This is a genomic window from Acidovorax sp. BoFeN1 (genome assembly GCF_003345135.1).
Taxonomy (GTDB): domain Bacteria; phylum Pseudomonadota; class Gammaproteobacteria; order Burkholderiales; family Burkholderiaceae_C; genus Acidovorax; species Acidovorax defluvii.
In genome coordinates, this window is record NZ_QOZT01000021.1 from 41,321 (window position 1) to 48,070 (window position 6,750).

The following is a 6,750-nucleotide window of genomic DNA, read 5'->3' on the forward strand; positions in this document are numbered from 1 at the left end:
GTCTACCTGCATCGTTTTTCACCCTGACAACCCACGCCCAGCATGTTCGTCATCATTGGTTACATCGTCAGCCTGGTCTGCGTCTTTGGCGTTTTCATTTTGCATGGCGGAAACATTGGCGTGGTGCTGAAGGCGCTGCCCTTTGAAATGGCCACCATCGGCGGTGCGGCCGTTGGGGCTTTTGTGGTCAACAACCAGCCCAAGGTGATCAAGGCCACCATGAAGGCCATCCCCGTGGCGCTCAAGGGGTCCAAATACACCAAGGCGCGCTACATGGAGCTGATGGCGATGCTTTATGACATCCTGCAAAAAGCCCGCAAAGAGGGGCTGATGGCGATTGAAAAGGATGTCGAGGCGCCCGCAGAGTCCGAAATTTTCAACAAATACCCCACAGTGGGCAGCGACCACCATGTGATCGAGTTCATGACCGATTACCTGCGCATGATGGTGTCGGGCAACCTCAATTCGCACGAAATCGAGGCGCTGATGGAGAGCGAGATCGACACCCACCACCAGGAAGCCCATGCGCCGGTGGCGGCGCTCAACCGTGTGGCCGGCGCCTTGCCGGCCTTCGGCATTGTGGCCGCCGTGCTGGGGGTGGTGAACACCATGGGATCGGTGGGCCAGCCGCCGTCGGTGCTGGGTGGCATGGTCGGGTCAGCGCTGGTGGGTACCTTTCTGGGGATTTTGCTGGCCTATGCCTTTGTGGAGCCGCTGGCAGGGCTGGTGGAGCAAAAAGCCGAAGATGCGGCCAAAGAGCTGCAGTGCATCAAAAACACGCTGCTGGCCAGCATGCAGGGCTACAACCCGGCCACGGCCATCGAGTTTGGCCGCAAGGTGCTTTTCTCTGGTGACCGCCCCAGCTTCCTGGAGCTGGAGAGCCATGTGAAGGGCAGGAAGTAAGCGCGCGCCGCGCCAGAACACCACGCCATGGCAGAAAAAAAACTCCAGCCCATCATCATCAAGCGCGTCAAGAAGACCGGCCATGCCGCCCATGGCGGGGCGTGGAAGATTGCCTACGCCGACTTCATGACGGCCATGATGGCCTTCTTTTTGCTCATGTGGCTGCTGGGCTCTACCGCCAAGGGCGAGCTGCAGGGCATTGCCGAGTATTTCAGCTCGCCGCTGAAGGTGGCCATGGCGGGCGGTGATGGCGCGGGCAACAGCTCCAGTGTGATTCCGGGCGGGGGCACCGATCTGACCAAGGTGCACGGGCAGGTGAAGCGATCGGACAGTGATCTGGACAAGCAACGCCGCGCAAGCATTGAAGCGGCCCGCGCCGAGCGGGCCAAGCAAGACGCAGCGCGCATCAAGACCCTGCAGTCCAAGATCGACGCCATGATCACGGAAAACCCGCGGCTCAATGAATACAAGTCGCAAATCCGCATCGATGTCACGCCGGACGGCCTGCAGATCCAGATCGTGGACAACCAGAACCGCCCCATGTTTGACAGTGGCAGCGCCCTGGTCAAGCCCTACATGCGCGATATTCTTCGCGAAATTGGCGCGGCGCTGGGCGGGGTGGAAAACCGCATCAGCCTGGCCGGCCATACCGACGCCGCGCCCTACGGCAACAGCGACCGGGGCTACAGCAACTGGGAACTGTCGGCCGACCGCGCCAATGCCTCGCGCCGCGAACTGGTTTCGGCGGGCATGCCAGACGCTAAACTGGGGCGGGTTGTAGGCTTGGCCGCCAGCGATTTGCTGGAGCCCGACAACCCGCTCGCACCTGCCAATCGGCGCATCACCATCACCATTTTGACGCGTGAGGCCGAAGAAAGACTCATGGGCAAAGGCATTCCGACCGTCACCTCCACGGAGCTGATGGAAGAAAAGCAGGAAAATGTCGATCCCGCCAGGTAAACATTGCGACTTTCGTTACGACTTGTCACATCCCCTGCGCCCCATGACAATACATACAGCCAATTTCGACCGAAAGGGTCCCAAGTGACCACCGCCCTTCGCTTTTTGATCGTTGACGACTTTTCCACCATGCGACGCATTGTTCGCAATCTGCTCAAAGAAAGCGGATTTGCCGATGCCGATGAGGCCGAGGACGGCGTGGCCGCACTCAACAAGTTGCGCAACAGCAAGTTCGACTTCGTAGTAACCGACATCAACATGCCGAACATGAACGGCTTTCAGTTGCTGGCGGAAATCAAGAAGGACGACAAGCTCAAGCACCTGCCCGTTTTGATGGTGACGGCAGAGGCACGCAAGGAAGACATCGTGGCCGCAGCCCAAGGTGGCGCAGCGGGCTACATCGTCAAGCCCTTCACCAAGGCAACCCTCGAGGAGAAGGTCACCCTGATTCTCAAGAAGATGGGGTTATGACGCCATGGTGCCAACCGAGATTTCGTTGGCGGATTCCGCCGACGTTCACCACAAGATCGGGCAACTGACACGCCAGTTGCACGATTCGCTCAACGAGCTGGGCTATGCCGAGAAGCTGCGCGGCTCCATGGGCGAGTTGCCCGATGCGCAAAGCCGGCTCTCTTACATCGCCCGCCTCACAGGAGAAGCGGCCGAGAAAGTGCTCAACCGTGTGGAGCAGGCCAAGGCGCAGCACGATTTCATTGCGCAGGAGACCCGCCGAGTCGTCACCTCGCTGGTGAAAGACCCTGTGGCGGCCGTAGCCAAGGGTGAGATCATGAACTTTCTCACCGATGTGGAGCGCGTCACCAAGGAAGCCGACTCGCACCTGACCGAGATCATGATGGCGCAGGACTTTCACGATCTCACGGGCCAGGTGATTGCCCGCGTGGTCAACCTGGCTGCCACGATTGAGGCGCAACTGGTGCAGCTGCTCATTCAAACCGCGCCACCCAGCGTGCAGTCTGCGCCCATTGAGGTTCCGCGCGAGCACTTGGCGGGGCCGGTGGTAGACCCCGAGCGCACGCCCGACGTGGTGACCAACCAGTCGCAGGTGGACGACCTGCTGGCAAGCCTGGGTTTCTGATCCACGCCACCCGATAAGCAGGCCCAGCGGGCCTCTTATCGGGCTTTAGATTTCCAGGTCGCTCACGACAATGGCATGACACCAGCCGTCATGCCACCATGGAATCCAGCCAAGAAAAAAGCCTCCCCGCGACCGAGCGAAAGCTCCAGAAGACGCGCGAAGACGGCCAGGGCGCCCGCTCGCGCGATCTCTCGCACCTGGCCATTTTGGGCGCAGGGGCGGGTTGCCTGATGGTGTGGACCCCCGAGTTGATGGAGCACATGCAGCGCGCCATGGGGCAGCAGCTGAGTTTTGATGCCGCCACCGTGATGGCCACCGGCAGCATGCTCTCCCGCCTTCAGGACATGGTGCTGGTGGGCCTGGTGGCCAGCCTTGTTTTTGCCGTGTTGACTGGTGGCGCCGCGCTGCTCAGCGCCATTGGTGCGGGTGGCTGGATTTTCAGCGCCAAGCCCATCACACCGCAGTTCAGCCGGCTCAATCCGATCTCTGGTGCAGCCAACCTGTTCTCCAAGCAGCAGATGGCCAATGTGGCCAAGATGGTGCTGATGACCGCCATTCTTTCGTTTGTGGCGTGGAACTTCATGGGCAACAGCATCGACCGCGTAGCCAGGCTGGTTTTGCAGCCCTCGCCCCTGGCCCTTCGCGATGTGGCGCAGTGGCTGATATCTGGCACCAGCCTGCTGCTGCTGGTGGTGTTTCTGGCGGCGGTGATTGATGTGCCGCTGCAGGCATATTTCTTCAAGTCGCGGCTGAAGATGTCGCACGAAGAAGTCAAGCAGGAGCACAAGGAGTCGGACGGCAACCCCCATACCAAGGGCCGCATTCGGCAACGCCAGCGCGAGATGGCCGACCGCGCCAGCGTGGGCGCCGTGCCCAAGGCAGATTTTGTGGTGATGAACCCTACGCACTATGCGGTAGCGCTCAAGTACGACGAACAGACCATGAGCGCCCCGCAGGTGATTGCCCGTGGTACCGACTTGATCGCCCTGAAGATCCGCGATCTGGCGGGCACCCACGGCGTGCCCGTGCTGCAGTCGCCCATGCTGGCGCGTGCCCTGTATGCCCACGCCGAGCTTGACCAGGCCATCCCCGCCACGCTGTACACGGCGGTGGCCCAGGTGCTGGCCTATGTGTATCGCCTCAAGGCTGCGCTGCGTGGCGAGGGCAAGATGCCCGACGCGCTGGTGCAACCCCATGTCCCCCCTGAGCTTGACCCGCTGAACCGGGTGGCACCGCAAGGCCCTGCCGTATGAACACCTCCGTAAAGTCTCTTCGGCAATGGGCGGGCAGCAACGCCGGCGCGCTGCAGGGCCTGTCGGCCCCTTTGCTGGTGGTTGCCATCCTGGCGCTGATGGTATTGCCCATCCCGCCGTGGCTGCTCGATGCGTTCTTCACGCTGAACATCGCGGTGGCGCTGATGGTGATGATGGTGGCGGCGTACATGCTGCGCCCGCTGGATTTCGCGGCCTTTCCCTCGGTGCTGCTGCTGACCACGCTGATGCGCCTATCGCTGAACGTGGCCTCGACCCGCGTGGTGCTGCTGGAAGGCCACACCGGCCCCGGCGCGGCGGGTGCCGTGATCGAGGCGTTTGGCCACTTCCTGATTGGCGGCAACTTTGCCGTGGGCCTGATCGTGTTCGCCATTTTGGTGGTGATCAACTTCGTGGTGGTGACCAAGGGCGCGGAGCGCATTGCCGAGGTGTCGGCCCGCTTCACGCTAGACGCCATGCCCGGCAAGCAGATGGCGGTGGATGCCGACCTGAACGCCGGCCTGATCGACGAAAAAGAAGCCAAGCGCCGCCGCGCCGAAGTGGCCGAAGAGGCCAACTTTTTCGGCTCGATGGACGGCGCCTCCAAGTTTGTGCGCGGCGATGCCGTGGCCGGCATCCTGATTTTGCTGATCAATATCGTGGGCGGTTTTGCCATTGGCGTGCTGCAGCACGACCTGTCGGCCAAGCAGGCCGCCGACAGCTACATTTTGCTGGCCATTGGTGATGCGCTGGTGGCCCAGATTCCGGGCCTGCTGATCTCGGTGGCAGCCGCCATGGTGATCTCGCGCGTAGGCAAAGACCATGACATGGGCCGCCAGATCGTGGAGCAGCTCTTCCTGTCGCCGCGCGTGCTGGGCGTGACCGCCGGCATCCTGCTGCTGCTGGGGCTGATTCCCGGCATGCCACACATCGTGTTCCTGACCATGGGCGGGCTGCTGGGCTATGGCGCGTGGGTACTGCACGAGCGCCAGAAGGTGCCACCAGCCGTCGAGGCCCCGCCCGCCCCCGTGAGCGACGGCGAAGCCACCTGGGACGACCTGCAGCCGGTGGACCTGCTGGGGCTGGAGCTGGGCTACCGGCTGATCACGCTGGTGGACAAGAGCCGCCAGGGCGACCTGCTGACCCGCATCAAGGGCGTGCGCCGCAAGTTTGCGCAAGAGGTGGGCTTTCTGCCGCCCGCCGTGCATGTGCGCGACAACCTCGAACTCAAGCCCAGCGGTTACCGCATCACGCTGCGTGGCGTGGTGGTGGGCGAAGGCGAGGCGTTCCCCGGCATGTTTTTGGCCATCAACCCCGGCGGCATCACCACGCCGCTGATCGGCACCCCCACCACCGACCCCGCTTTCGGCCTGCCAGCGCACTGGATCGACGAACGCCAGAAGGAAGCGGCACAAATGGCGGGTTTTACCGTGGTTGATTCAGAAACCGTGATGGCCACCCATTTGTCACACTTGATGCAAGTGCAGGCCGCCAAGCTCCTCAGCCGCACGGAAACCCAGCAGCTGGTGGAGCATGTGGCCAAGCTGGCCCCCAAGCTCATCGAAGAAGTGGTCCCGAAAATGGTTTCTATCGCAACGTTCCAGAAAGTCCTGCAGCTGCTGCTGGAGGAATCTGTGCACATTCGCGATATCCGCACCATCATCGAGACGCTGGCCGAGCACGCCGTCAGCATTTCGGATCCGGCAGAACTGGCGCGGCGGGTGCGCATTGCGCTGTCGCCCGCCATCGTGCAGCAGATCTACGGCCCGACGCGCGAGCTCAACGTCATCGCCATCGAACCCGGTCTGGAGCGCCTGTTGGTGCAGGCCCTGGGCAATGCGGCCGGCCCGGCACTCGACCCGGGCGTGGCAGACATCCTGACGCAAAAAGCTGCCGAAGTGGCGCTCAAGCAGGAAGAGATGGGCTTGCCCGCCTGCCTGCTGGTTCCCGACCAGATTCGCACCGCCATTGCCCGGCTGGTGCGCCGCGTAGCGCCGCGCCTGCAGGTGCTGGCGCACAGTGAAATTCCCGAGACCCACACCATCCGTATTGGGCCCATCCTCAAAGGTGCATCCGCATGAACATCCAACGCTTTCACGCTCCCACGTCACGGGAGGCCCTGGCCAAAGCGCGCATGGCGTTTGGCGAAGGCACGCTCATCCTGTCCAACCGCCCCACGGCCAATGGTGTGGAGGTGGTGGCCACGGCCGAGGACACACTGTCGGCCCTGGACAACGGCAGCGCGGCTTTGGGCACACAGGCTCTGCTGACACCCGCACCGCAACGGGCGGCGCGCACCGTGCAAAGCACCCCGACTCCGGCTGGGCGCAATCCGGTGGAAGAAGACACAGAGCAGCTGGCCATGAGCACACTCTCCTTTCAGGACTATGTGCGTGAACGCATGCTGCGGCGTCGGCATGAGGCACTGAGCGGCCCTGCCGACACCCCCACGCTCACCGATCGCAGCCGCGACCCCACCTCCGACCGCGAGCGCATGCCTGCCCCGCAGGTGGCCCGCCACAACCCGTTGCGCCCCGCACC

6 protein-coding genes and 1 pseudogene are annotated in these 6,750 nt (G+C 62.8%); all 7 read left to right on the plus strand.

Annotation, left to right across the window (positions count from 1 at the left end):
- Positions 1 to 42: 42 nt before the first annotated feature.
- Positions 43 to 903 (plus strand): flagellar motor stator protein MotA, encoded by an 861-nt coding sequence (motA, locus tag DTW89_RS07435; RefSeq protein ID WP_114655476.1) that lies wholly within the window; start codon positions 43 to 45, stop codon positions 901 to 903.
- Between the two features lie 27 nt (positions 904 to 930).
- Positions 931 to 1,863, plus strand: coding sequence for a flagellar motor protein MotB (gene motB, locus DTW89_RS07440; RefSeq protein WP_114655477.1), 933 nt, complete (start codon positions 931 to 933; stop codon positions 1,861 to 1,863).
- An 84-nt stretch (positions 1,864 to 1,947) separates the two neighbouring features.
- The gene (cheY, locus tag DTW89_RS07445) at positions 1,948 to 2,334 is read left to right on the plus strand and encodes a chemotaxis response regulator CheY (protein WP_010466076.1); all 387 of its coding nucleotides are present in this window, start codon (positions 1,948 to 1,950) and stop codon (positions 2,332 to 2,334) included.
- 4 nt (positions 2,335 to 2,338) lie between these two features.
- On the plus strand, positions 2,339 to 2,959 hold the full coding sequence (locus tag DTW89_RS07450) for a protein phosphatase CheZ (RefSeq protein WP_114655478.1): 621 nt from the start codon (positions 2,339 to 2,341) through the stop codon (positions 2,957 to 2,959).
- Positions 2,960 to 3,057: 98 nt separating this feature from the next.
- A complete protein-coding gene (locus tag DTW89_RS07455; protein WP_114655479.1) occupies positions 3,058 to 4,212 on the plus strand; it encodes an EscU/YscU/HrcU family type III secretion system export apparatus switch protein in 1,155 nt (384 codons plus the stop codon).
- Positions 4,209 to 6,290 carry a flagellar biosynthesis protein FlhA gene (flhA, locus tag DTW89_RS07460; protein ID WP_114655480.1) on the plus strand — a complete coding sequence of 694 codons (2,082 nt, stop codon included), beginning with the start codon at positions 4,209 to 4,211 and terminating at the stop codon, positions 6,288 to 6,290. Before DTW89_RS07455 ends, flhA begins: the two co-directional genes overlap by 4 nt.
- A pseudogene (locus DTW89_RS07465) lies at positions 6,287 to 6,750 on the plus strand (flagellar biosynthesis protein FlhF); the annotation flags it as partial. The gene flhA and the pseudogene DTW89_RS07465, both read left to right, overlap by 4 nt.

Coding starts and splice junctions, on each gene's coding strand:
- motA (WP_114655476.1), top strand. CDS start 43: ATGTTCGTCATCATTGGTTACATCGTCAGCCTGGTCTGCGTCTTTGGC.
- motB (WP_114655477.1), top strand. CDS start 931: ATGGCAGAAAAAAAACTCCAGCCCATCATCATCAAGCGCGTCAAGAAG.
- DTW89_RS07450 (WP_114655478.1), top strand. CDS start 2,339: ATGGTGCCAACCGAGATTTCGTTGGCGGATTCCGCCGACGTTCACCAC.
- DTW89_RS07455 (WP_114655479.1), top strand. CDS start 3,058: ATGGAATCCAGCCAAGAAAAAAGCCTCCCCGCGACCGAGCGAAAGCTC.
- flhA (WP_114655480.1), top strand. CDS start 4,209: ATGAACACCTCCGTAAAGTCTCTTCGGCAATGGGCGGGCAGCAACGCC.